The 23,718-nt window shown below is 62.2% G+C and carries 18 protein-coding genes and 1 tRNA gene; 5 read left to right on the forward strand and 14 right to left on the reverse strand.

Annotation, left to right across the window (positions count from 1 at the left end; genetic code table 11):
- Positions 1-608: 608 nt before the first annotated feature.
- From AC1DX4_RS31205 to AC1DX4_RS31230, 6 genes are all read right to left on the reverse strand, one after another.
- Positions 609-941: a DUF1515 family protein gene (locus tag AC1DX4_RS31205; protein ID WP_477223979.1), complete on the reverse strand. Its 333-nt coding sequence runs from the start codon at positions 939-941 to the stop codon at positions 609-611.
- Positions 938-1,147, reverse strand: a complete 210-nt coding sequence (locus AC1DX4_RS31210) for a hypothetical protein (protein ID WP_477223980.1) — start codon at positions 1,145-1,147, stop codon at positions 938-940. Before AC1DX4_RS31210 ends, AC1DX4_RS31205 begins: the two co-directional genes overlap by 4 nt.
- 38 nt (positions 1,148-1,185) lie before the next feature.
- Positions 1,186-1,368 (reverse strand): hypothetical protein, encoded by a 183-nt coding sequence (locus tag AC1DX4_RS31215; protein WP_477223981.1) that lies wholly within the window; start codon positions 1,366-1,368, stop codon positions 1,186-1,188.
- Between the two features lie 797 nt (positions 1,369-2,165).
- Complete coding sequence (locus AC1DX4_RS31220; protein ID WP_477223982.1) at positions 2,166-3,527, reverse strand: DUF6538 domain-containing protein; 1,362 nt, start codon at positions 3,525-3,527, stop codon at positions 2,166-2,168.
- A gap of 129 nt (positions 3,528-3,656) precedes the next feature.
- Positions 3,657-3,733, reverse strand: a tRNA-His gene (locus AC1DX4_RS31225).
- Positions 3,734-4,084: 351 nt separating this feature from the next.
- The gene (locus AC1DX4_RS31230; protein ID WP_477223983.1) at positions 4,085-4,543 is read right to left on the reverse strand and encodes a phasin; all 459 of its coding nucleotides are present in this window, start codon (positions 4,541-4,543) and stop codon (positions 4,085-4,087) included.
- A 251-nt stretch (positions 4,544-4,794) separates the two neighbouring features.
- On the opposite strand from AC1DX4_RS31230, the gene AC1DX4_RS31235 reads away from it, so the two are divergent.
- Positions 4,795-8,922: a PAS domain S-box protein gene (locus AC1DX4_RS31235; RefSeq protein WP_477223984.1), complete on the forward strand. Its 4,128-nt coding sequence runs from the start codon at positions 4,795-4,797 to the stop codon at positions 8,920-8,922.
- Between the two features lie 280 nt (positions 8,923-9,202).
- On the opposite strand, the gene AC1DX4_RS31240 is transcribed toward AC1DX4_RS31235, so the two are convergent.
- Positions 9,203-11,161, reverse strand: coding sequence for an acetoacetate--CoA ligase (locus tag AC1DX4_RS31240; protein WP_477223985.1), 1,959 nt, complete (start codon positions 11,159-11,161; stop codon positions 9,203-9,205).
- 200 nt (positions 11,162-11,361) lie between these two features.
- On the opposite strand from AC1DX4_RS31240, the gene AC1DX4_RS31245 reads away from it, so the two are divergent.
- A complete protein-coding gene (locus AC1DX4_RS31245) occupies positions 11,362-13,215 on the forward strand; it encodes an AsmA family protein (RefSeq protein WP_477223986.1) in 1,854 nt (617 codons plus the stop codon).
- Between the two features lie 71 nt (positions 13,216-13,286).
- Here the strand turns inward: AC1DX4_RS31245 and AC1DX4_RS31250 are convergent, their stop codons facing one another.
- The 6 genes from AC1DX4_RS31250 to AC1DX4_RS31275 form a co-directional block, all read right to left on the reverse strand.
- Complete coding sequence (locus AC1DX4_RS31250; protein ID WP_032928764.1) at positions 13,287-14,105, reverse strand: ABC transporter permease; 819 nt, start codon at positions 14,103-14,105, stop codon at positions 13,287-13,289.
- Positions 14,102-15,070 carry an ABC transporter permease subunit gene (locus tag AC1DX4_RS31255; protein ID WP_477223987.1) on the reverse strand — a complete coding sequence of 323 codons (969 nt, stop codon included), beginning with the start codon at positions 15,068-15,070 and terminating at the stop codon, positions 14,102-14,104. Before AC1DX4_RS31255 ends, AC1DX4_RS31250 begins: the two co-directional genes overlap by 4 nt.
- 9 nt (positions 15,071-15,079) lie before the next feature.
- On the reverse strand, positions 15,080-16,219 hold the full coding sequence (locus AC1DX4_RS31260) for an ABC transporter ATP-binding protein (RefSeq protein ID WP_477223988.1): 1,140 nt from the start codon (positions 16,217-16,219) through the stop codon (positions 15,080-15,082).
- Positions 16,220-16,396: 177 nt separating this feature from the next.
- Positions 16,397-17,494 (reverse strand): polyamine ABC transporter substrate-binding protein, encoded by a 1,098-nt coding sequence (locus AC1DX4_RS31265; RefSeq protein ID WP_477223989.1) that lies wholly within the window; start codon positions 17,492-17,494, stop codon positions 16,397-16,399.
- A gap of 344 nt (positions 17,495-17,838) precedes the next feature.
- On the reverse strand, positions 17,839-18,792 hold the full coding sequence (locus AC1DX4_RS31270) for a DMT family transporter (RefSeq protein ID WP_477223990.1): 954 nt from the start codon (positions 18,790-18,792) through the stop codon (positions 17,839-17,841).
- A gap of 137 nt (positions 18,793-18,929) precedes the next feature.
- Positions 18,930-20,378 carry a helix-turn-helix domain-containing protein gene (locus tag AC1DX4_RS31275; RefSeq protein WP_477223991.1) on the reverse strand — a complete coding sequence of 483 codons (1,449 nt, stop codon included), beginning with the start codon at positions 20,376-20,378 and terminating at the stop codon, positions 18,930-18,932.
- 237 nt (positions 20,379-20,615) lie between these two features.
- On the opposite strand from AC1DX4_RS31275, the gene aceA reads away from it, so the two are divergent.
- From aceA to AC1DX4_RS31290, 3 genes are all read left to right on the forward strand, one after another.
- Positions 20,616-21,905 carry an isocitrate lyase gene (gene aceA, locus AC1DX4_RS31280; protein WP_477223992.1) on the forward strand — a complete coding sequence of 430 codons (1,290 nt, stop codon included), beginning with the start codon at positions 20,616-20,618 and terminating at the stop codon, positions 21,903-21,905.
- 57 nt (positions 21,906-21,962) lie between these two features.
- A complete protein-coding gene (locus AC1DX4_RS31285) occupies positions 21,963-22,205 on the forward strand; it encodes an SMc00767 family acetate metabolism repressor (protein WP_006202762.1) in 243 nt (80 codons plus the stop codon).
- A 304-nt stretch (positions 22,206-22,509) separates the two neighbouring features.
- Positions 22,510-22,890 carry a response regulator gene (locus tag AC1DX4_RS31290; RefSeq protein WP_477223993.1) on the forward strand — a complete coding sequence of 127 codons (381 nt, stop codon included), beginning with the start codon at positions 22,510-22,512 and terminating at the stop codon, positions 22,888-22,890.
- Between the two features lie 11 nt (positions 22,891-22,901).
- Here AC1DX4_RS31290 and AC1DX4_RS31295 read toward each other — a convergent pair whose 3' ends face one another.
- Complete coding sequence (locus tag AC1DX4_RS31295) at positions 22,902-23,618, reverse strand: HAD family hydrolase (protein ID WP_477223994.1); 717 nt, start codon at positions 23,616-23,618, stop codon at positions 22,902-22,904.
- Between the last annotated feature and the right edge of the window lie 100 nt (positions 23,619-23,718).

Here is a 23,718-nt window from a genome sequence, read left to right on the forward strand (position 1 = left end):
ATTAGAAAAAGCGCATATTCGTTAAATGATGGGGGGACGTCATGCGCTTTTGTCTTGGGACAGCGGTAGTATCTGCCATATTATTATCGGGATGCTCGGCCGATTATTTGAACCATTACGATGGCGTCACTTTGGCCGCTGGAGACGCCAACCACGCCAATTTGCTGATGCAGACGGTCGACCCATTCAACCCAAACAGTCAGAACACCCACATTGAAGGCGATGGAGCTCGATCGGTGGCCGTAGTGCAACAATTGCGCGGTGGCTCCGTATCAAAGCCTTACGCTGGCAATTGCGAAACTCCAAGTGACACGGCGAAGGACGGTTCAAATTGCGGTGGAAGGGCGGCCAGCGTTAAGCCAGGGGGAGCAATGTGACTTACCCGCCTCGCAGCACCCGCCAGATGTCGTGCCAATAGGCCGTGACCAGTGACGCCAGAGCCGCCGCTGCCATACCGTGACGCCCAGGGCGCCCAAAACCACTAGCTTCCAGCGCGTCACCTCTGGTCAATGCTCTTTCAGGGTTAGTACGAAAAAAGCAGCCCACCGGCCGGAGCCGATGGGGTGACTGAAATGATGCAGAGGAGATTCAGGCGGTGCGCAGCACCTTCAAGATCGCCACCAGTAGACAATGAAGCCGACAACCGCCCCGCCGAGTGCCGTGCCGGCGATGCCGGCCACGAACAGCGCGCCGACGCCTCGCTGCTTCCATTCCTTTACCTCGTCTGTGACGTCTTTGCTATCGGCGACGTCAGCCTTCATCGTCTCGACGTTCGTTTTGAGATCGCCGAAATCATGCACCAGGTCGTCGACCCGCTTGTGGATGGAGGCTCGATGTTCGTCAGCTCGTCTGGTGCTGTCGGTAAAGTCACGCCGCAGCGCTGCCACCTCAGACCGGAGACTGCCGATTGCCTCCGAAATCTCGTCGAGCTTTGACGTCATTTCACCAGCGCCTTGATCGTGAGAGCCTTGGCGTGGTCGAGGCGCTTGCAGTCGCCGAGTGCCGCCCGATCCTTCACCCAGAGCAGGATTGCTTGGTCATAGGGGATGAAGGTGTGGGGAACGTCGACGACGCCTTGGCATTCTTGCGTGACGCTTGGATCGACGTGGATCGCCGGCTTTGGCGCCAAGCTATCGACCGATGGCATCGAGCCGTGCTGACACCCCTGCAGAGATGCCATCAGGCTTACAGCCAGAAGGATTTTTCGGATCGGGCGGTGCATTGTCTTCGTCCTTCTGGGCGAACCGGCTCGGCAATGCGGCCGGCGTCGATATGCTGTTTGTCGATATAGGCTTGGGCCGCGGCGTCGATGTCTTGCTCGCCGGTCGTTGTGTCGGCCGCTTGGGCGATGCCAGCGAGCAATGCCACGCTCGCGCTAACCTATTCCGGCCAGTTCGACCGCACCGCCGCCGACAACAGCGCCAAGCACCCGCAACTGGGGGTGAGGCGCGACCCAGAAAGTTCGAAAAGCTTCCAAGAACCTCAGGCAAATTGGACGCCGCAGGACATTAAGGGTCACGGACATTGCAGCGAACGTTCGCATTGGAACGGTTAATCTCATCGGCAAAAGAGCGTCCGAATAGGGCTCTCGGCGGCTCCGTCGTGAGAACGAAAAAAGAAGAGAAGCAGAACTTTCGTGTGCGATTTTTGCACACGGCATCATGTAACTATCTGATATTACTCATCTATCTATCCCATCCATCATCGCCACGGGTCGCGATTTTCGACCGCACGGCATCGAACGCAACTTGCTCACGCTGCATGCCGGCGATAGCAAAAGAACGCGCCCTCAATGTGGGTCTTGCGATGTAGCGGTCTCCCGCTACCAACCCCCGACGGCAGAGAGCCTTTCCCATTTGCACGCCGCAGCCGCCGATTGTGGCCCGAGCCGAACGCAGGCCTTCACTGCACCAGAAAGGTCCGCCTACGCATAGGGCATGCTACATTCATGGCCTTGCAGAAAGGCGAATCTGTGAGGCGATATTCGCCCACGCTTCAGCCAATCACCGTGCAACGGATTGAGCGAGCGCTCGACCGCGTGGCCGAGATCATCGTGGCGCGCGGCGAACAAGGCGAGACATGGCTACCGTTGTACGACTATCTTGAACGTGCTCTGCAAGATTGCCAAGCAAAGGAGGGACGCCTTGTCGCAGCCCATGAGCGCGTTAAACGATTGAGGGGTCAAACGGCAGTACGATCTTCATGAGTTCTTCCTGCCACATTTTCATGTCGCCGCCTTCGCCGTATTTCGGACGGTCGATGGTGTGGCCCATCAGCATGCGCCGGAGTTCCTCATCCAGCCTGGCGTTCTTCATGCGGTCTTCAAACGAATGCCGAAGAGAATAGACAGTGTGCTTTTCGGTCGGGAACAGTTTGTGGTTCTCGAAGTGCTTGTTGAGCAGGGCTGATAGCGACGCCTCGCGATCTTTGTATCTCGGAAAGCCATTAGGATGCGTCTTGAACACCTCAAGCGCGACACCGACCAGAGGCACCTTACGCACCGATGAGGCTGTCTTGATCTCACGTGGGTCGTCAGGATCTTCGCGCGGCTCGACCGAAATGTGAGGCACCTCGTGGTCGAGATGGATAACGCCGGCGTGCAAGTTCGCAAGTTCGCTCGGCCGGGCCCCCGTCTCCACGAAGGCGAGCAGGATGCCTCGCGCCTCATCGTTGAGCGCCGCGAGTGCACCAGGCACGAGGATCCTGTCGCGAATCCAGTCGGTCGGGAACGGTGGGCGACTGCGTTTCGACTTGTCGCTGAATGAGAGATCGGCGAATGGATTCTTCTGTTCGGGTGAACCGAGATGACGATAGTAGTCGCCGTAGAGGGTTCGCAGGTTCCCCATATTTCGGTTGCCGGTCGACGCCGAACGGTCTGCTTTGCCCTTAACGGGCGCAATTCGATCCAACCAATATTTATGGACCTCACGCGCGTCATCGCGGGTGATCTCTCCCATTCGCTTGTTGCCGACAAGCGTGATGAAAACATCGACGCTCATTTGGCGTTTTGCCTTCCATCGCTTCTTCTGATCAGCACTTTTGGTGCGGAGTTCGTCGCGGACGATTTCGTCAAAAAAGAGCTTCAGCGCTTCCGATRTTTTGTCGTCAGGATGAGACACGGCACCAGTAACCGCGTCGACCACGGGAGAGTTGGTAGGATTTCCGATCGTGGCCTCGACCCGCTGTAGAACGGTATCCAGCGGCTCGGCGACGAAGATTTCGGCGAGCGGCCGATAGACGAATCCTAGCGCCTCTGCGCGTTTGATAGCGCGCTGGTAACGGATGCGCGCGGCATCTGAATCTTCCCCCAACATTAGAGACGACCATAGCGCGTTGTCGGCAGCTTCGTGGAGATCGCGTGACGTACGCGCCTTCAGCCGGTCGGTCGTGTCCAAAGCACGGCGTACGAAAGCACCGCGACCATCGAGCTCTCGTAGCTCCGTTGGGACTCGTCGGTAGTAGTGAAAGCGATCGCCCCTCTGTTGCAGAAAGCGATCAGGATCATGCTCTTCGCGTCGCCTTCCCATGTCTTTAAGACACCTTTTGTATCACAATAAGTAACACAATAGGTATCACAAAAGGCCAATATGGCGCAACCGTCAAGTCAGGTAGCGCCAATTTCTGCAGTAGAATCAATAACTTGCAGGAGGAGCCGATGGTACCGTTGGCTGGGATCGAACCAGCGACCTCCGGATCCACAATCCGGCGCTCTAACCATCTGAGCTACAACGGCACATTTGCCTGAGCGGGTCGAGGTGGAAAGTCTCCGCGATCCGCTCTGTCGTTCGGCGATGCGTCCTTACGGGCTTATGGATTCTAATTCAAGGCTTTTGCAAAGCAAAGACCACTTCCCCACATCTCGCCCCAGCAGCGCTGGTTTCGCCGGGCAAAGAAAAAGGCCGGCGGGAGGAGGTGCCGGCCTTTTCCTGTTACGAGCCAGCGGGAGGAGGTGCTGGCTGGTCACCCCGGGGAGCAGAGGGAGGAGGTTCCACTCGCCGGGTATTCCTTGATGGCTACCATCATACGCCTGATCGTTTTTAAGAAAATGCGACCTTTTGTTGCATCTTCAGATCATGCGTAAATGTTAGGCAGCCTTGATGTCCTTCACTGCCTTCTCGAAGGCGGTCTTGATCGGCTTGGAGACGTCTTCGGCGGCCTTGGAGGCAACAGCCTGGAAGTCCTTGGCCTGCTCGACGGTCGACTCGATACGCTTGCGCAGGAAGGAGGTCTGCAGCTCGACGACTTCCGACAGCGACTTGGCGCCGATCAGGGCTTCGAGATGCGAGAAGCCGGCTTCGGCATTGGCGCGCAGCGCCGCGATGGTCTTGAGCGACAGGTCGCTGGAAACAGTCTTGGCGGTCTCGTAGGTCGACTCCAGAGCCTTCTGGGTCTCCTCGGCGCCGGTCTTCAGCTTGGCATAGGCCTCTTTCGACTGCTCAACGCCCTTTTCGGCGAAAGCGCGCATCTGGTCGGTGGCCTTGGAAGCGTCAAAGCTCGGGAATTCAACGTTTTCGATCGTGTCGGCGGTCTTGGTCCTGGACATCTTTCCATCCTTTTCAGCGGCAGCGGCTTTGACAGAAAGCCGTCTCGTTCAGTTATGATGGCAATATAAAGGCAATTTTTGTGCATTGCAATATCTTTGTTGCACTGCACCATAAATTTCTTTCAGGCCGTTAACCAAAAGCCCAGAAACCAGCCGTTGCACGTTCTGGCTTGTGGACCTTCGCGCCTCAGGCTTTTATTAACAAAGCGTTAACTGCAAATTTCGCCGCTCCGTCAGGATTCGCCAAGCGCATGCCGTCCGAATATTCCTTCCTCGACGTCGCCGTGCTGGACGCGGTCCGCCAGCGGTTTGCCGCCGGCGACGCGCTCGCCATCCTGTCGGTGGACCTGGAGCAGGTGATCTGGGCCAATGGGCCCGGCGCCGCCGTGTTCGGCTACCCCGACATCGAAGCCATCATCGGCGCCTCCGCACAGTTGCCGCTGATCGCCCGCCGCCAGATCATGGCGACCAGTGGCTTTCCCGAAATCGGCAATGATCGTGGGATTACCGTCAGGTTGGCGACCGGGATGACCAGCCGGACCATCGGCTTTCAGGCAAGTGCGGTGACGCTGCCCGACGGCGAAAAGGCGATCATGCTGGCGGTGCCGGCGGCGCAGACAGGCTCGCGCAGTGCTGCCGAAATCGCCAGCCGGGCGATCAGCGGCTTCACCGAAGACGGCCATTTCATCGCCTTCATCGATGCCGGGGGCAATATCGAGGCCGCCTCGGAGGGATTTTCGGCGCTCGGCATCCAGCCCGCGACGCTGGCCGCCCTGGTGGCCGACGTGGCTGCCGAGGACGAGCGCATCGTCAAGCGCCTGGTTCCGGGCGGCAACACCTCCTACCCGGCCGGCCTCGCCCGGCTGACACCGGAACGGCATCTGCTGGTGGTGATCGACGAGGATCAGCTCGAGGACAACGCGTCTGCAGCAGAGGCCTCGGCCGACGAGCCCCCCGCAGCAACGGAAAGCCTAGCCACCGAGATTGGCGGCGCAACAGCGGCAGCGGAAAGCGCCGCGGCAGAATCCGATCCTCACCAGGACAATCAGCCGACGGCGGATGCTTGGCGGACAGAGGCGATCGAGCCGTCCCCCGCCACTCCCGAGCCAGCCATTGCCGAGCCAGTCACTGTCGAGCCAGCCACAGCCGAAATTGAGCAGCCTGCCCTCTCCGAGCCCGTGGCAGAAGATATGCCGGAACAGGCAGTGCAAGAGATTGAGGAGCCGGCCGGGCCGACATCGGTTGCCGCCGACAACGATCAGCCGGCGGCGGGCGGCACGCCGGCACAGCACGATCATTGGTACTTCAATGCCGGCGGGGATGACGCGCGGCTCGCGCCTGCTACACCGGAATCTGAAAACGGGGCCGAAGCGATCGGCACCGAGACTTCGGCGGACAGCGCGGAGCCGGACAAGGCCACCTCCCCGTCCACACCGACCGCAACCCCAGCCCGGACGATAGACCGCTCGGCGGCGCCGCTTCGCTTCGTCTGGCGCACCGATGCCGAAGGCAAGTTCAGCGCTCTGTCGCCGGAATTCGCCGATATCGTCGGCAAGCCGGCCGCCGACGTGATCGGCCGGCGCTTCAGGGATGTCGCGGCGATCTTCGGCCTTGATGCGTCCGGCGAGATCGCCGGCCTGCTGGAGCGGCGCGACACCTGGTCCGGCCGCTCCGTGCTGTGGCCTGTCGTCGGCACCGACCTGAAGATCCCCGTCGACCTGGCGGCCTTGCCTGTCTATGGCCGCAGCCGCGCCTTCGAAGGTTTTCGCGGATTCGGCGTCGCCCGCCCCAGTGACGCGGTCGTCGATCCGGAAGCGATCGGCATGGCCCTGGTGCCCAATGGCGAGGCGCCAGTGGCGGCGTCCGTACCGGAAGCCGTCGAACCTCCCGCTGAAGCGCCGAAGGCCGAGGAGCCAAACGCGTCAGATCCGTTCAAGGGCGAGGTGCCGGCGCTGACCATCGTGCCGAAACAAGAGCGGCGCTTTGCCGACAAGGTCATCCGGCTGGCCGAACACCGGCAGCCGGCCAACGACAAGGGGCTGTCGACGCTGGAACGCAGCGCCTTCCGTGAGATCGGCGAGCGGCTGAAGAGGGACAGTGCGCCGGCCGAGCCGCCGGAAGCCGACAAGCCCGGCATCGAACGCCCGACGCAACCGGCAGTCGAGACACCGGCCGAGCCCGCGGCGGAAACAGCAGCGGAGGTCCCGGCCGCCAAGACGGAAACTCCGATCGAATCCGCTGGCGAGGTTGCCTCGACGCCTGACGCTGCCCCGGATCATGAACCGACAGAGGCCGGCGAAATCTCCGCGACAGAGCCAGAGAACGACGCGGTGCTGGCCGAACCATCCGAGACCGAAGTCGATGGAGAACACGAGGCGGATTTAGCACGGCTCGATGGCGCCCATCCGGACGACGTGGTTCACGAGGCGCATGCCGACGCGCCGTCCGGTGCGACAGGCTCGCTGCTCAGCTACGCCGACCACAACGACGAGCCCAGCCCTGTCGCGGACAATGACGAGCCAACAGCCTCTGAACCGGTCGCCGCGGAACCGGAAAGTGCCGAGCCCGCCGCGATTAAGGATGAACCGGCGGTTGCGGGCGCCGGACATGTCGCAGCCGACGACGACAGCATGACGTCGGCCGATTTTCGCGATGCCGAGGACAATGAGGATTGGACCGACGGCGCTGAAGATGCAGCGGTTGATGATCAGACCGTAGAGCATGCCGGGCCATCGGCAATCTCCGAAGGCCAAGCCATTACGCCAGCCACCGAGACTGCCGGTGCACAAGTTGCAGCCGAGATCCAGCGTCCACGCCTGCAGGTACCGCCGCTCAAGACCGAGGGGTTCGTGCCCTCCGCCTTTTCCGTTGGCGATGAAAGCAAGGTCCCCGATACCTCGCTGCTCGGCAAGCTGCCGGTGCCGCTGCTCATCCATTCGGGCGACCAGCTGCACTATGCCAACGAGGAATTCCTCGACCTGACCGGCTACGACACGCTGGAGGATCTCGAGGATTCCGGCGGCCTGGGCGCGCTGTTTGCCGATCCCTATGCCGATGACGGCGCTTCCGACGGCAGCGACCGGTCGCTGCGGCTGAAGACGCGTGATGGTCAGGAATTCCCGATCGACGCCATCCTGCGCTCCGTTCCCTGGCGCGACGGCAAGGCGCTGATGCTGGTCGTGCGCCGTTCCGGCGAGGATGACACGCCTGCGGCCCTGCACGCGGTCGGCGAGGAGCCGACACAGCCCGACATTTCCGAGCTCAAGGCACGCATCGCCGAGATGCGCACCATCATCGACACCGCCACAGACGGCGTCGTGCTGATCGGCAGCGACGGCACCATTCGCTCGATCAGCCGCCCGGCCGAAGCGCTGTTCGGTTTCGACAGCGACGAGGTGACCGGCAAGCCATTCGCCTCGCTGTTTGCCATCGAAAGCCAACGCGCGGCGCGCGACTATCTCACCGGCCTGTCCGAGCCCGGCGTGGCAAGCGTCATGAATGACGGCCGCGAGGTGATCGGCCGCGAAGCGCAGGGGCGCTTCATACCCCTGTTCATGACCATCGGCCGGCTGCCCAATGAGAGCGGCTTCTGCGCCGTCGTGCGCGACATCACGCAGTGGAAGCGAGCAGAAGAGGATTTGACGCAGGCACGCGCGGTGGCTGAGCGGGCGTCCTCGCAGAAAACCGATTTCCTCGCCCGCATCAGCCACGAGATCCGCACGCCGCTCAACGCCATCATCGGCTTTTCCGAATTGATGGTCGACGAGAAGTTCGGGCCGGTCGCCAACGACCGCTACCGCGACTATCTGCGCGACATCAACCGCTCGGGCAACCATGTGCTCGATCTGGTCAACGACTTGCTCGACATCTCGAAGATCGAGGCCGGCCAGCAGGAGATGGCCTACGAGGCGGTGTCGCTCAACGACACGCTGGCCGAGACCGTGGCGATGATGCAGCCGCAGGCCAACCGCGAACGCGTCATCATCCGCTCCAGCTTCGCCTCGCGGCTGCCGGAAGTTGTGGCCGACCTGCGCTCGGTGCGCCAGATCGCGCTCAACATCCTGTCGAACGCCATCCGCTACACCCAGGCCGGCGGCCAGGTGATTGTCTCGACCGCCTATGAGACCTCTGGGGACGTCGTCATGCGGGTGCGCGACACCGGCATCGGCATGAGCCAGGCCGAGATCGAGCAGGCGCTGAAGCCGTTCAAGCAGATCAACGCCTTGAAGCGCGGGCGTGGCGACGGCACCGGCCTTGGCCTGCCGCTGACCAAGGCGATGGTGGAAGCAAACCGCGCCCGCTTCACCATCAATTCGACGCCCGGCGAAGGCACGCTGGTGGAGGTCGCGTTTCCATCGACCCGCGTGCTCGCGGAATAGGTGACCGCCTCCTCGACAGCCTTCCGCTACCCCATTCCGCTAAAAGAAAAGGCGCCCAAAGGACGCCTTAAGAGATGGGATTGCTGTCACAACGGGGGCTTGAGCGAATTCAGATCCTCCGGGGGCTGAGGAACGGGATTTCTCCCTCAAGTTACATGCGACTATCGGGGCCGGCCCTTAACAAGTCCTTACCGGCTCGTCGAAAAATTTACGAATGTGTACCACTCGTGAAATCTAGGTAAATTCTACCGACATATTTTGTTAACCACGCCGGTTGGGGTCAGTCGGCGAGTTGCGGCAGATTCCTGAACAGCTCAAGTGCTTCCGGGTTGGCGAGCGCTTCCTTGTTCTTGATGGCGCGGCCATGCACGACGTCGCGCACGGCAAGCTCGGTGATCTTGCCCGATTTGGTGCGCGGGATGTCGATCACCGCGACGATCTTTGCCGGCACGTGACGCGGGCTGGCGCCAGTGCGGATTTTCGCCCGGATGCGTTTTTCCAGATCTTCGTCGAGCGTCACGCCGGCGGCCAGCCGCACGAACAGCACGACGCGCACGTCATTGTCGAAATCCTGGCCGATGCACAGCGCTTCCAGGATTTCCGGCATCTGTTCGACCTGGTTGTAGATCTCCGCCGTGCCGATGCGCACGCCGCCCGGATTGAGCGTGGCGTCGGAGCGGCCATGGATGATCATGCCGCCATGCGCGGTCCATTCGGCGAAATCGCCATGGCACCAGACATTGTCGAAACGCTCGAAATACGCCGCCTGGTATTTCTTGCCGTCAGGGTCGTTCCAGAAGCCGATCGGCATCGACGGGAACGCCTTGGTGCAGACCAGTTCGCCCTTCTCCTGGCGGATCGATTTGCCGTCATCGTCCCAGACATCAACGGCGAGGCCGAGGCCCGGCCCCTGGATCTCGCCGGTCCAGACCGGCAGGGTCGGCACGCCGAGCACGAAGCAGGAGACGATGTCGGTGCCGCCGGAGACCGAGGCAAGATGCACGTCCTGCTTGATGCCGTCATAGACGAAGCGGAAATCCTCGGGCGACAGCGGCGACCCGGTGGAGGAGATCGCCCGCACGGTGGACAGATCATGCGTGCGGATCGGCTTGAGGCTGGCTTTGCGCACGGAATCGATGAACTTGGCCGAGGTGCCGAAGAAGGTCATCTTCTCGGCATCGGCGAAATTGAACAGCACATTGCCGTCGGGATAGAAGGGCGAGCCATCGTAAAGCAGCAGCGTCGCCCCTGAAGCGAGGCCCGACACCAGCCAGTTCCACATCATCCAGCCGCAGGTGGTGAAGTAGAAGAAACGGTCGCCTTCGACGAGCCCGGCATGCAGCCGGTGTTCCTTGACATGCTGGATCAGCGTGCCGCCGGCCGAATGGACGATGCATTTGGGAATGCCGGTCGTTCCGGACGAAAACAGGATGTAGAGTGGATGCGAGAACGGCAGCCGCTCGAAGCTGACCGGTTTTACGGCGAAGGGCACCAGCGCCGCTTCCATCGCCACGGCCTTGTCGATGGTTGCGGCCACGTCGGCCGATGTGCCGAGATAATCGACAAGCAGAACCTTGCGAACACTGCCGAGCTTGGCCGCGACCGCCGCAACCTTGTCGGCGACCTCGATCGCCTTGCCATTGTACCAATAGCCGTCGGGCGCGATGAAAATTACGGGTTCGATCTGGCCGAACCGGTCGAGCACGCCCTGCTCGCCGAAATCGGGAGAGCAGGACGACCACACCGCGCCGATCGAGGCCGCGGCCAGCATGGCGGCGACGGTCTCCGGCATGTTGGGCATCATCGCGGCAATGCGGTCGCCCTTCTTGACCTTGAGCGACAGGAAAAGCTGCTGCAGGCGCGAGACCAAGCCATGCAGCTGGTTCCAGGACAGCCGCCGCTCGACCTTATCCTCGCCGCGAAAGACGATCGCCTCGCCAGCGCCGGTCTTCTTCAACAGGTTCTCGGCGAAATTCAGCGACGCATCGGGGAAGAAGGAAGCGCCGGGCATCTTGTCGCCATCGGCGAGAATGGTCTCGCCCTTGTCGCCCACGACACCGCAGAAGTCCCACACCAGGCTCCAGAAACCCTCGCGATCCTCGATGGACCAGCGGTGAAGGTCGACATAGGAGGAGAAGGACGCGCCGGCCTTGGCTGAAGCAGCCTTCATGAAAGCGGTCAATGGCGAAGCGTCAATCTGGTCTTGCGACGGGGTCCAGAGCGGTACTTCGGCAGCCATGATCGATCCTCCCACGGTCGTCATCGCTTATGCATATCGCAGCGCAGCAGAGCAAGATTTTGTTGGGCCGAAGCGGCCAGGTGTGCGCAAATGCCATCGCCGGGCCATAAAGACTTGAAATGCCTCAGTCCTAAGTCGTAGTGACGACTGGGGTTTACACATTTCGGGCGATTAATCGGAACGGAAGCATATAGGGCGAGATGCCATCATCCTTGATCCGGCGTGGAGTATGGGCGATCGGCGCTGCCGTGATCGTCATCGCTCTGGTGGTCGCCACGCTGCCGCTGATCGCCTCGACGCGCATCGTGCGCGACCGTATCGCCTGGGAAATGAGCGCCTGGAGCGGCTTCCGGGTCGCCATCGATGGTTCGCCGCGCATCGAGGTCTGGCCGAAATTCCGCGCGATCCTGACCGATGTGACACTGTCGAAGTGGACCGACGCCGACGCGCCGCCGGTCGTCGAAGCCGAACGGGTCGAGATCGACCTCTCGGCCATGGCGGCATTACAGGGCGATGTGGCGTTTTCCACGGCGCGGCTGGTACGGCCGACGATCCGGGTCCAGCGCACGGTGGATGGCCTGTTTCTGCCCACGGCACCGACCGGAGGCCGCATCGCGCGCTCCATCGACACGGCGCGCGGCGTGGTCAATGCCGATCCCGCCAAACCCGACCTCGACAAGCTGCCGACAGACGCCTTCGGCACGGTTGAGTTCAGGGACGGCCGGATGGTGGCTTCCGTCGACGGCAAGGACGTCGAAATCCTGAGCAGCCTCAGCGGCCAGGCGAGCTGGGCGGCGATGAACAGCAATGCGACGCTGTCGGCAACCGGAATCTGGCGCGGCGAAAGTGTGACCGTCGAAGCCGCCTCGCCCAAGCCGCTGGTGCTGTTTGCAGGCGGCATGGCGCCGCTTACTTTGTCCTTCAAGGCCGCGCCCGCCACCTTTTCCTTCGACGGCACGGCCAGCATGTCCGAGAACGCCTACTACGACGGCCAGGTGAAGTTCGCGGCCCCCTCGCTACGCCGCGTTCTGGAATGGTCGCAGGTTGGCATCGCACCGAGCGCAGCGATCGGCTCCGTCAGCATTTCGAGCAAGGTCACGGCATCGGCCGGACGCATCAAGTTCGAGAACACCGCGCTGGCGCTCGACAACAACCCAGGCATGGGCGCGCTGGACCTGTCGCTTGGCGACGCCCAGCCGGTGATCTCGGGCACGCTCGCTTTCGACACGCTCGACCTCAGGTCATTCCTGTCCGCCTTCACGCCGCTGGGGCCGGCGAGCGGGGCTGGGCCAGGGGACGTCGAGGCCAGTTTCGCCGACCGGGTCAATCTCGATCTCAGGCTGTCGGCGGCGCATGCCACGGCCGGCGCCATCCAGCTTGCCGATGTCGCCGCCACCGCCCAGGTCAAGGATGGTCTTTCCGTCTTCGATATCTCCGATGCCTCGGCCTTTGGCGGCAATATCCAGACCAGCCTTCGTTTCGACCGCAAGCCCGAGGGCACCCAGGTTGAGATCAGGCTGCTTGCTTCCGATGTCGATGGCGGCGCGTTCGCCACGGCAGCCGGCATGACCCGGCTGGTGCCGGTCGGCACGGGCACCGTTTCGGTCATCCTCAAGGGGCCGGGCAGGACCTGGGATTCGATCTTTGAAAATGCCGACGGTTCGGTCTCGGCGACCTTCGGCCCCGGCGCGCTGAGCAAGTTCAACCTGCCGGCTTTTCTCAAGCATACCGAACAGGGCGGCTTCTTCGCGCTCGACGATGTCTCGGACGGCACGCTGCCGATCGACGGCGCCGAAGTGAAGGCGACCATTTCGAGAGGCGTGGCGAGGCTGGACAAGGCCGAGGCCAATTCGGCGAAATACAAGATCTGGCTTTCCGGCATCGCCTCCTATGCGGGGCGCGGGCTGGCACTGTCCGGCGGCGTCATCCAGCCGGACCAGGCCGCGACACAGAAGACCGGCCAACAAGGGCCCAACCAGTCGTCCTTCTTCGTCGGTGGAACGTGGAACACGCCGTTCATTTCCCCGATAAGCCGCGGCGTTTCGGGCGAATAGTCGCGCGCTTTTACCCTCGGGCCAGGCCGTTCAGTTGCCCGAAAACCGGCTTCCACTTTTCGAGATCATGCTCACCCGCGCTGTGCCGCCTGTTCGTCGAGCTGGCGTTGCACCTCGCGCCGCTTGTTGGCGATCGAAGCGATGATGACGCCGACCGCGACCACGGCGATCAGGATGGTGCAGGCGGCGTTGATCTCCGGCGTCACGCCGAGACGAACCTGGCTGTAGATTTTCATCGGCAGCGTCGTGGCGCCCGGGCCGGAGGTGAAGCTGGCGATGACCAGATCGTCGAGCGACAGCGTGAAGGCCAGCATCCATCCGGACACGATCGCCGGCAGGATGACCGGCAGGGTGATCTGGAAGAAGGTTTTGGCCGGCGTTGCGCCGAGATCCATCGCCGCCTCCTCCAGCGACCGGTCGAAAGACACCAGGCGCGATTGCACGACGACCGCCACGAAGCACATTGTCAGCGTGATGTGGGCGAGCGTCACCGTGAAGAAGCCGCGGTCGAGACCGACGGCAACGAAGAGCAGCAGCAGCGACAGGCCGGTGATGACTTCCGGCATGACGAGCGGCGCGAAGACCATGCCGGAAAACAGCACCCTGCCCCGGAACCGCGTGTAGCGTGTCAAGGTGAGTGCCGCCAGCGTGCCGAGCACGGTCGCCACCGTCGCCGAAATGACGCCGACGCGCGCCGTGACCCAGGTGGCGTCCATCAGGCCCTGATTGTGGAACAGTGACACATACCATTTGGTCGAGAAGCCGCCCCAGACGGTGACGAGCTTGGATTCGTTGAAGGAGAAAACGATGAGCAGCACGATCGGCAGGTACAGGAAGGCAAAGCCAAGCACGATCGAGGTGACGTTGAAGCGGCTCCAGGTGGTGTTCATTTGTCCTGCTCCTGCGCCTTGGCCTGCGCCTGCTGAAAGAGCATGATCGGCACGGTGAGCAACAGCAGCAGGATGACGGCGACGGCCGACGACACCGGCCAGTCACGGTTGGCGAAGAACTCGTTCCACAACGTCTTGCCGATCATCAGCGTGGACGAGCCGCCGAGCAGATCGGGGATGACGAACTCGCCGACGGCCGGGATGAACACCAGCAGGCAGCCGGCAATGACGCCCGGCAGCGACAGCGGGAAGGTGATCTTCCAGAAGGCTGCGGTCGGCGGGCAACCGAGGTCCTTGGCCGCCTCGATCAGCGAGTAGTCCATCTTTTCCAGCGACGAATAGAGCGGCAGCACCATGAACGGCAGATAGGAATAGACGATGCCGATGAAGATCGCCGTGTAGGTGTTGAGGATGACCAGAGGCTGGTTGATGATGTGCAGCGACAAGAGCAGCTGGTTGAGCAGGCCCTCGGGCTTGAGGATGCCGATCCAGGCATAGACGCGGATCAGGAACGAAGTCCAGAACGGCAGGATGACCAACATCAGCAATGTAGGGCGGATGGTGGCCGGCGCACGTGACATGCCATAGGCGATCGGGTAGCCGACGATCAGCGTCAGGACGGTCGAGACGGCGGCAATGATGACGCTCGTCACATAGGCCTTGAAATAGAGCGAGTCCTGCGTCAGCCAGACATAATTATCGAAGTTGAGGTTGCGGAAGCCGGCGAAGAAGCCGGAGACGCCGTCCCTGAAATCGAGCACCGGCGTGTAGGGCGGCATGGCGATCGCCGTCTGCGACAATGAAATCTTGAAGACGATGACGAAGGGGATGAGAAAGAAGAACAGCAGCCAGAGGTAGGGGACGATGATGACGAGCCGGTTGACGAAGCCGGCACCCAGGCGCGTCAGGAACGGCTTGGCGACGGTCGATGGGGCGGCGGCATCGGTGACGGCGATGTTGGACATATCCTCCCCCTACCGTGCCAGCACGACGCCGGCGTCGGGCCGGAAGGACACCCAGGCGCGGTCATTCCAGGTCAGAGGATCCTCGGTCACGCGCGCCGCGTTCAAGGCGCTTGCCCTGATGATCTGCCCGTCATCCAGCCTGATGTGGTAGACGGTCATGTCGCCGAGATAAGCAACGTCATAGACCTCGCCTTCCAGCGCGTTGACGGCATCGGCTGGCTTCTTCGACGAGACCTTGATCTTCTCCGGCCTGATGGCGAAGACGATGTCGGAACCAGCCGCGGTACCGGCGCTGTTTTCGACGACGATCTGGGCACCTGTCGTACCGGTGATGCGCGTCGTGTTTGCCGTGCGCTCGGCGACCTTGCCTTCGAACATGTTCACATTGCCGACGAAATGGGCGACGAAGCGCGAGGTCGGCGCTTCGTAGACTTCGGCGGGTGTAGCGACCTGCATGACCTCGCCCTTGTCGATGATGGCTATACGATCGGCCATGGTCATAGCCTCTTCCTGGTCGTGGGTGACGACGACGAAGGTGAGGCCGAGGTTCTGCTGCAGGTCCATCAGTTCGAACTGGGTTTCCTCGCGCAACTTCTTGTCGAGAGCGCCGAGCGGCTCGTCGAGCAGCAGCACCTTCGGCCGCTTGGCGACCGAACGGGCAAGCGCGACGCGCTGGCGCTGGCCGCCGGAAAGCTGGTGCGGCTTGCGCTTGGCGAACTGCTCGAGCTTGACCAGCTTCAGCATCTCGGCGACGCGCTTTTCGATATCGGCCGCGGGCATGCCTTCCTGCTTGAGGCCAAAGGCGATGTTCTTCTCCACCGTCATATGCGGGAACAGGGCATAGGACTGGAACATCATGTTGACGGGCCGGCGATAGGGCGGGATGCCGCGCAGATCCTGGCCATCGAGCAGGATGCGACCGGCCGTCGGTTCCTCGAAGCCGGCAAGCATCCTCAGCAGCGTCGACTTTCCGCAACCCGAGGCGCCGAGCAGGGCGAAGAACTCGCGCTCGAAGATGGTCAGCGACAAATTGTTGACGGCGGTGAAGTCACCGAACTTCTTGGTGACGTTTTCGAACTGGATGTATGGCTTGGCGTTCGGGTCGTTCCATGGCGCGAAATCCCTGCGGATGCTGCCAAGCGATTTCATATCCCCACTCCGTGCTTTGTAGTTCCCCGGAGCGGTTCATCGTTTCTCGGAAACGCAGAACTGCTCCATCTCCTGGTTTTGACGCAATTCCGGACGGAAAACCGTTCCCCACTTTTCCTGGAATTGCTGCAGAGAAATCGACCCCGGCAGCTGGCTGCCGGGGTCGTGTCGAATTGTCTACTGGCCGGTGACGATCTTGGTCCAGGTGCGCGTGATGACGCGCTGGGTCTTGGGATCATAGGGAGAGACCGTGTAGAGCTTCTGCAAGGTCGCATCGTCCGGATAGACGGCGGGGTCGCTCAGCAGGGCCTTGTCGACGAACTGCTGCGACGCCTTGTTGCCGTTGGCGTAGAGCACGGCGTTCGACGATTTGGCGATCACTTCCGGCGTCATCATGTAGTTGAGGAATTCATGCGCCTCGGCGACATGCGGCGCATCGGCCGGGATCGCCATCTGGTCGAACCACATCTGGGCGCCTTCCTTCGGCACGGAATAGCCGATTTCGACACCTTGCTTGGCCTCGACCGCACGATTGCGGGCCTGGAAGACGTCACCGGACCAGCCGACCGCAAGGCAGATGTCGCCATTGGCCAGGGCGTTGATGTACTCGGACGAATGAAACTTCCTGATAAAGGGGCGGACCTTCATCAGGGCTTCCTCGGCCTTGGCGATGTCGTCGGGCGAGGTGCTGTTCGGGTCGAGGCCGACATATTTCAGCGCCGCCGGAATGATGTCAGCCGGAGAATCCAGCACATAGACGCCACAGTCCTTCAGCTTGGCGAGACTCTCGGGATTGAAGAACACGTCCCAGCTGTCGATCTTGTCAGTGCCAAGCGCTGCCTGCACCTTCTTGATGTTGTAGCCGATGCCGACCGTCCCCCACATGTAGTTGATCGAATACTCATTGCCGGGGTCGTATTTGGCGGTCCTTTGTGAAACCGTGTCCCACATGTTGGAGATGTTCGGCAGTTTCGACTTGTCGAGTTTCTGGAACACGCCGGCCTGGATCTGGCGGGCAAGGAAATTGCCGCTCGGCACGACGACATCATAGCCGCTGCCGCCGGCGAGCAATTTGGTTTCGAGGATCTCGTTGGAATCGAACGTGTCGTAGACGACCTTGATGCCGGTCTTCTTGGTGAAGTCGTCGATGATCGTCGGGTCGATGTAATCGGACCAGTTGAAGACATTGACGACGCGGTCCTCGGCGTGCCCGGCGGGCGTGAACAATGTCAGAAATACCGAGGTTGCCGAAAGCCAGAGCGCTTTGCGGATCATGCTATTCTCCTTTGGTGAGTGTTCCATCGCCGGCTCGTCGCGACTGGCGCGCGGCCGGGCATTTGTTTCAGACTATTGAGCTTTCCTTGGGACAACAAGCGCCAATTGGCGCGCCGGCCGCGGCCGCGCAATTGTCCCGGACTGGGCAATTGTCCCGGACTGGAAGGAATCACGGTGCCGTCAGAAGCTTTCGCCGCCGCGCGGACAGAAATACAGAAATATGGACCGGTCTCGATCGGACCGGCAGGGAGACTTGGCAAGATACGCCTGTCTTGTTGTTGCCGTGCTCACAGCCTGCCCGGGCTGCAGCAACGTTGTCAATGGCAAAGCTTCAGCGGCCCGCATCAATTCGGCGATGGCACCCCGGTGACCCCTGCCCGCTGCGGCCGTGCCTGGCGCTTGAACTCGAGCCCGATATGGACGAGCAGCGCCGTGACCACCACCGCGCCGCCGATGATGGTGCGCCCGGACGGCACCTCGGAATGGATGAGCCAGACCCAGATCGGCCCAAGGATCGGCTCGAACGTGCCGAGCAGTGCCGCGATGGCCGCCGGGATCAGCCGCGCGCCGGTGGCGAAGAAGGCAAGACCAATGCCGAGATTGACCACGCCGAAAGCGAACAGAAAGCCCATGTCGCTGGCCGAGACCGTGAAGGTCGACGCCTGCGAGGCGGCAAAGCCGGCAGCCAGGATCGTGCCGAGGCAGGTCGCCGGCGTCATCCTCACGCTGGCGAACCGCCTTGTGATGACGGTGGCGATCGAGAACATGAACGCGATCAGCAGCGCCAGCCCGTCGCCTATGGGCGAGACGGCGCCATCGAGCGATTCCGACACCATGATGGCAACGCCGGCGATGACGGCGGCGATCGCCACCCAGGTCATGACAGTCACTTTCTCGCGAAACAACGCCCATGCCAACAGGGCCGCCAGAAGCGGCACGCCGGCCTGCATCAAGAGGATATTGGCGACGGTGGTGTAGGCGAGCGCGACGACGAAGGCGGTCGATGCGATGGCGAAGCAGAACCCGACGGCAAGGCCAGGCAGGCCCATGTCGCGAAACGATCGCAGCATGCCGCGCCAGCCGTCACGCCAGGCCATGAATGAAAGCAGGAAGGCGGCGGCCCAGACGGAGCGCCAGAAGATAACCGTCCAGCTGTCACCGACGGTGATGAAGCGGGCGATGGTGCCGCCGAAACTCCACATCAGCGCCGACAGGAAGACCAAAAGCATGCCGACGCGTTCCTCGCGCGGCGAGGCTGTCGACGTAACAAGGCCGGGCGATGATGCTGCGTCTGTCATGGGCGCGACTGTCGAGCTTTTGTGGACGGGACGATGCGCAAGGGACGACAAAAAACTGCTCTGTTCGCGTAACGCAAAGACTTGAGCAGCGGGTGATCCAGACACCGGCGACGATTGTGGCACCTTTTGCTGCCGCGTTACTGGAAGTCGAAGGCGCTCAGGCCCGTCACCATCTCGTCGAGGCCGAGCGGGCGTGTCACCGGCGGTTCGGCGCGCGCCAAGCAGCCGACGCGCTCGCAAAGCCGGCAAGCGGGTCCAACCTGCGTTGCCGCGACGGTGCCTTGTCCCGACTTTCCTGCAGCCGCCGCGCCGGGCAGGGCCGCGCCGTAGACAATGTCGTCGCGAAAGCCGATGTCGCAACCGAGCAGCAACGCGGTGCGGCGCGGACGCTCCGAGAACGCGCCTTGCGGCCCTTCCAGCGTGCGGGCGATACACAGGAACTCGGCGCCGTCGGGCATTTCCACCGCTTCGACGAAGATCTGGCCGGGCTGAGTGAAGGCGGCATGCACGGGCAGCTTGGGACAGCCGCCGCCGAAGCGGCTGTGCGGAAAGCCCTGGCTGCCGGCCCTGCGAAAGCGGTTCCCGGCATTGTCGACCTCCAGCATGAAGAAGGGCACGCCGAGTGCGCCCTGCCGCTGCAGCATGGTCAGCCGGTTAGCCGCCTGCTCGAAGGAGACGCCGAAGCGCGAGCGCAGGACGTCGATGTCGTAGCGGGCGCGAACGGCAGCCGCATGAAAAGCCTGATAAGGCATCATCAGCGCATGCGCGGCATAGCGGCCGAGCTCGAAGCGGGCGAGGCGGCGGGCCTCGTCGGTGCTCAGCTTGAGCGCCTGGATCTGACCGGCGACCGCAACCGTCATGCGGATCAGGCAGGCCTCCATCGCCACCTCGCGCAACTGGTCGAACGGCGACAGCCGCTCCGACAGGAACAGGCGCTGCGAATGGCGATCGTAGCGGCGGCGCCAGTTCGGCATGGTGGCGACCGGCAGCACCTTCACGACGATGCCGTATTCGCGCCTCAGCCAGGCCTTCAGCGCACCGAACAAATCGTCGCCGGGATCGAGCACAGAAGTGAACGCCTCGGCCTCTTCCTCGAGTGCTGTAAAATGGTTCGACCGCCGCTCGAAGGTCTCATGCACCTCGTCGATCGGCAGGCGGGCGCCGGAAAGCGCCGTCGCCCGCCCGTCGCGCGCCAGGAGTTCGTTGAGGTCGGACAGCCGCTCGGCCTGCTCGCGATAGGCGCGGAACAGTTTTATCACCGCGGCGGAAGCATTAGGCGCCGCCTCGGCAAGCTCGATCAGCTCCTGGTCTCCCGGCAATTCGCCGACCAGCAGCGGATCGGTGAAAACCTCCTTCAAGGCCGCGACCGACCCCCTTGCCTCGCCTTGCAGCTCGTGCGGGTCGACCTTGTAGACGGACGCCAGCTTGAGGATCAGCTGCACCGTCAGCGGCCGCTGGTTGCGTTCGATCAGGTTGAGATAGGACGGCGAGATGCCGAGCCCCTCGGCCATCGCCGTCTGGGTCAGGCCCTTGGCGTTGCGGATGCGGCGGATGCGCGGTCCGGCGAAAATCTTCTGCTCAGCCATCGACTGCCCTTGACAGGAATTTACACGACATCCGCGGCAATCTCATTGCCGCGCCTTTTACAATCATGACAAATTTACAGCAGCCCGCTGTCAAACACAACACAGGTTTTCCCTTATATCCTGGCATATTTGTTGATTTACCTGGCCCATTCCGCGCCGCAATGTAAATTCAGTCACATTCCAACGGGCCAAATGATTGGCCACCGGACATAGCGCAGCAATTCTTCGGAGTGACCCATGACTGATTTTTACAATCTCGTTCCCTCGGCGCCGGAAGGTCGCTTCGACGGCATCGAACGTCCCTATTCACCGGAGGATGTGAAGCGGCTGCGCGGTTCGGTGCAGATACGCCAGAGCCTGGCCGAAATGGGTGCCAACCGGCTGTGGAAGCTGATCCACGAAGAAGATTTCGTCAACGCGCTCGGCGCCATGTCCGGCAACCAGGCGATGCAGCAGGTGCGTGCCGGGCTGAAGGCGATCTACCTGTCGGGCTGGCAGGTCGCTGCCGACGCCAACACTGCGTCTGCAATGTATCCTGACCAGTCGCTTTATCCGGCCAATGCCGCGCCCGAACTCGTCAAGCGCATCAACCGCACGCTGCAGCGTGCCGACCAGATCGAGACCTCCGAGGGCAACGGGCTTTCGGTCGACACCTGGTTCGCGCCAATCGTCGCCGACGCCGAGGCCGGCTTCGGCGGACCGCTCAACGCCTTCGAGATCATGAAGGCGTTCATCGAGGCGGGTGCCGCCGGCGTCCATTATGAGGACCAGCTGGCATCGGAAAAGAAGTGCGGCCATCTCGGCGGCAAGGTGCTGATCCCGACCGCCGCGCACATCCGCAACCTCAACGCGGCGCGGCTGGCAGCCGATGTGATGGGCACGTCGACGCTGGTCGTGGCGCGCACCGATGCCGAAGCCGCGAAGCTTCTGACATCCGATATCGACGAGCGCGACCAGCCCTTCGTCGACTACGCTGCCGGGCGCACGGTGGAAGGCTTCTACCAGGTCAGGAACGGCATCGAGCCTTGCATCGCGCGGGCCGTCGCCTATGCGCCTTACGCGGATCTGATCTGGTGCGAGACCTCGAAGCCCGATCTGGCACAGGCCAGGAAGTTCGCCGAGGGTGTGCGCAAGCACCATCCGGGCAAGCTGCTCGCCTATAATTGCTCGCCCTCGTTCAACTGGAAGAAGAATCTCGACGACGCGACGATCGCCAAATTCCAGAGGGAACTCGGCGCCATGGGCTACAAGTTCCAGTTCATCACGCTCGCCGGCTTCCACCAGCTCAACTACGGCATGTTCGAACTGGCGCGCGGCTACAAGGCACGGCAGATGGCGGCCTATTCCGAGTTGCAGGAAGCGGAGTTCGCCGCGGAGGCCAATGGCTACACCGCGACCAAGCACCAGCGCGAGGTCGGTACCGGCTATTTCGACGCCGTGTCGATGGCGATCACCGGCGGCAAGTCGTCGACCACCGCCATGCATGAATCGACCGAGCACGCACAGTTCAAGCCGGCAGCCGAATAGCGGATCAGAAAACACCGAGGAAACGCCCAACAGGGCATCAGACACAGGAGAAGACCAATGGCATCGATAAGCCGTGTCAAGGAACGGGCAGAAGAACAATCGACGACGATGAGCGTCGACCAGCAGGCGACGATCCGCATGCTGGCCAATGATCTGCACAGACTGAACCAGTCGGTGATGAAGGCGGTCGAGGCGGGCGTCTCGGTGGAACTCGTGCGCTCGGCCAGGCACCATGGCGGCGACGGCAATTGGGGCGATCTGCTGATCCCGGTGATCGTCACGCAGCAGAGCCATGGCTGACCGGAAAGCGCTACAACCGACCCTTCACCTGCGCAGCCTATGCGCAGGTGAATTTTATTTTTACGCAACCAATTCGTGGACAGGGCAGTACAGTACTGTTGCTTGACTCCACTGTCGGATGAGGTGTTTCCAAGGGCCTTTTATTTCAACTTGACATGGGGGGCGATCTCACGCCAATTGTCGGCCAGATTCAACTCTGCATTGAAATAGGGGCGAGCTTCTTGGCCGACTTGGGTGCCCAGTGAGTAGCGAGGGCGAGACCGCAAAACATCCGAATCTGGTGACCCAGGATTCAAGCGCCGAGATGACCCGCAGTCCCTCGCAAGTGCTTGTGGTCGGGAAATCGCCGATCAATCGCGTGGTGGTGTCGAAGATCGTCGAGCGATCCGGGCTCAGGCCGATCTCGGAATCGCCCGATATGGCGGCGAAAACCTTGCGGACGCTGGTGCCAGGCGTGATTGTGCTGGACGGCGGCGCAGACAACAAGGACTGCGACAATCTGATGTCCGGCATCGAAACGTTGCGGCGGGCTTCGGGCAAATCGCTTCCTCCCGTCATCCTGCTTTCGACCAAGACCGGCACGCCGGAGAGCCTCGGCCTGTCGAGCGTGATTGACGTCGTGGTTGCCAAGCCGATCACGCCCGAGCGGCTGCAACCAGTGATCGATCGCCTGATCAGCCGCTAGCCAAAACACGATCAATCTAGCCTGGCGATGTTTTGCACCAGTTCGGGCAATTGCCCGAGATCGGATATCTGGCGGAACCGCGGTTCCGCGACCGGCGCCTCGACATGCTCGAGCACCCAGGTCAGCTCGTGCGGCACATGGACACCCCAGCCACCGGCTTCGATGGCCGGCACCACGTCCGACTTCAGCGAATTGCCGACCATCATGCTCTTTGCCGGACCGTCACCGTGGCGGCTGAAGAGCCTGGCATAGGTCGCGGCATTCTTGTCGCTGACGATCTCGACCGCATCGAACAGGTCGCCAAGGCCGGAGCCGGCCAGCTTGCGCTCCTGGTCGAAGAGGTCGCCCTTGGTGATCAGCACAAGGCGGTATGCGCCAGCGAGCTTTTCCACCGTCTCACGCACATGCGGCAGGACCTCGATCGGATGGCTCAGCATCTCGCGGCCGGCGTCGAGAATCTCCGCTATGACCGAGGCCGGCACCCGCCCGTCTGTGACCTCGATGGCTGTTTCGATCATCGACAAGGTAAATCCCTTGATGCCGAAGCCATATACGGCAAGGTTGCGCCGTTCGGCCTCGAGCAGTCGCGCCGAAATCTGTTTCTCCTCGCGATGGTCGGCAAGCATGGCAGCGAAGCGCTTCTCCGTCATGCGGAAGAACTGTTCGTTCTGCCACAGCGTGTCGTCGGCATCGAAGCCGATGGTCGTCAGTTCGTTGTTGTTTCGCATCGATATCTTCCGGTTGGGAGCCGCCCGAACCTAAGCCGACCGGCGCGATTTTCAACCTCGGCGGCAAATGCCGGCAGCGGCTCCCCTTCCCTTCCACAGC

The organism is Mesorhizobium sp. P3_A8, assembly GCF_056402995.1.

Coding starts and splice junctions, on each gene's coding strand:
- AC1DX4_RS31205 (WP_477223979.1), bottom strand. CDS start 941: ATGACGTCAAAGCTCGACGAGATTTCGGAGGCAATCGGCAGTCTCCGG.
- AC1DX4_RS31210 (WP_477223980.1), bottom strand. CDS start 1,147: ATGCCATCGGTCGATAGCTTGGCGCCAAAGCCGGCGATCCACGTCGAT.
- AC1DX4_RS31230 (WP_477223983.1), bottom strand. CDS start 4,543: ATGTCCAGGACCAAGACCGCCGACACGATCGAAAACGTTGAATTCCCG.
- AC1DX4_RS31235 (WP_477223984.1), top strand. CDS start 4,795: ATGCCGTCCGAATATTCCTTCCTCGACGTCGCCGTGCTGGACGCGGTC.
- AC1DX4_RS31240 (WP_477223985.1), bottom strand. CDS start 11,161: ATGGCTGCCGAAGTACCGCTCTGGACCCCGTCGCAAGACCAGATTGAC.
- AC1DX4_RS31245 (WP_477223986.1), top strand. CDS start 11,362: ATGCCATCATCCTTGATCCGGCGTGGAGTATGGGCGATCGGCGCTGCC.
- AC1DX4_RS31250 (WP_032928764.1), bottom strand. CDS start 14,105: ATGAACACCACCTGGAGCCGCTTCAACGTCACCTCGATCGTGCTTGGC.
- AC1DX4_RS31255 (WP_477223987.1), bottom strand. CDS start 15,070: ATGTCCAACATCGCCGTCACCGATGCCGCCGCCCCATCGACCGTCGCC.
- AC1DX4_RS31260 (WP_477223988.1), bottom strand. CDS start 16,219: ATGAAATCGCTTGGCAGCATCCGCAGGGATTTCGCGCCATGGAACGAC.
- AC1DX4_RS31265 (WP_477223989.1), bottom strand. CDS start 17,494: ATGATCCGCAAAGCGCTCTGGCTTTCGGCAACCTCGGTATTTCTGACA.
- AC1DX4_RS31270 (WP_477223990.1), bottom strand. CDS start 18,792: ATGACAGACGCAGCATCATCGCCCGGCCTTGTTACGTCGACAGCCTCG.
- AC1DX4_RS31275 (WP_477223991.1), bottom strand. CDS start 20,378: ATGGCTGAGCAGAAGATTTTCGCCGGACCGCGCATCCGCCGCATCCGC.
- aceA (WP_477223992.1), top strand. CDS start 20,616: ATGACTGATTTTTACAATCTCGTTCCCTCGGCGCCGGAAGGTCGCTTC.
- AC1DX4_RS31285 (WP_006202762.1), top strand. CDS start 21,963: ATGGCATCGATAAGCCGTGTCAAGGAACGGGCAGAAGAACAATCGACG.
- AC1DX4_RS31290 (WP_477223993.1), top strand. CDS start 22,510: ATGACCCGCAGTCCCTCGCAAGTGCTTGTGGTCGGGAAATCGCCGATC.
- AC1DX4_RS31295 (WP_477223994.1), bottom strand. CDS start 23,618: ATGCGAAACAACAACGAACTGACGACCATCGGCTTCGATGCCGACGAC.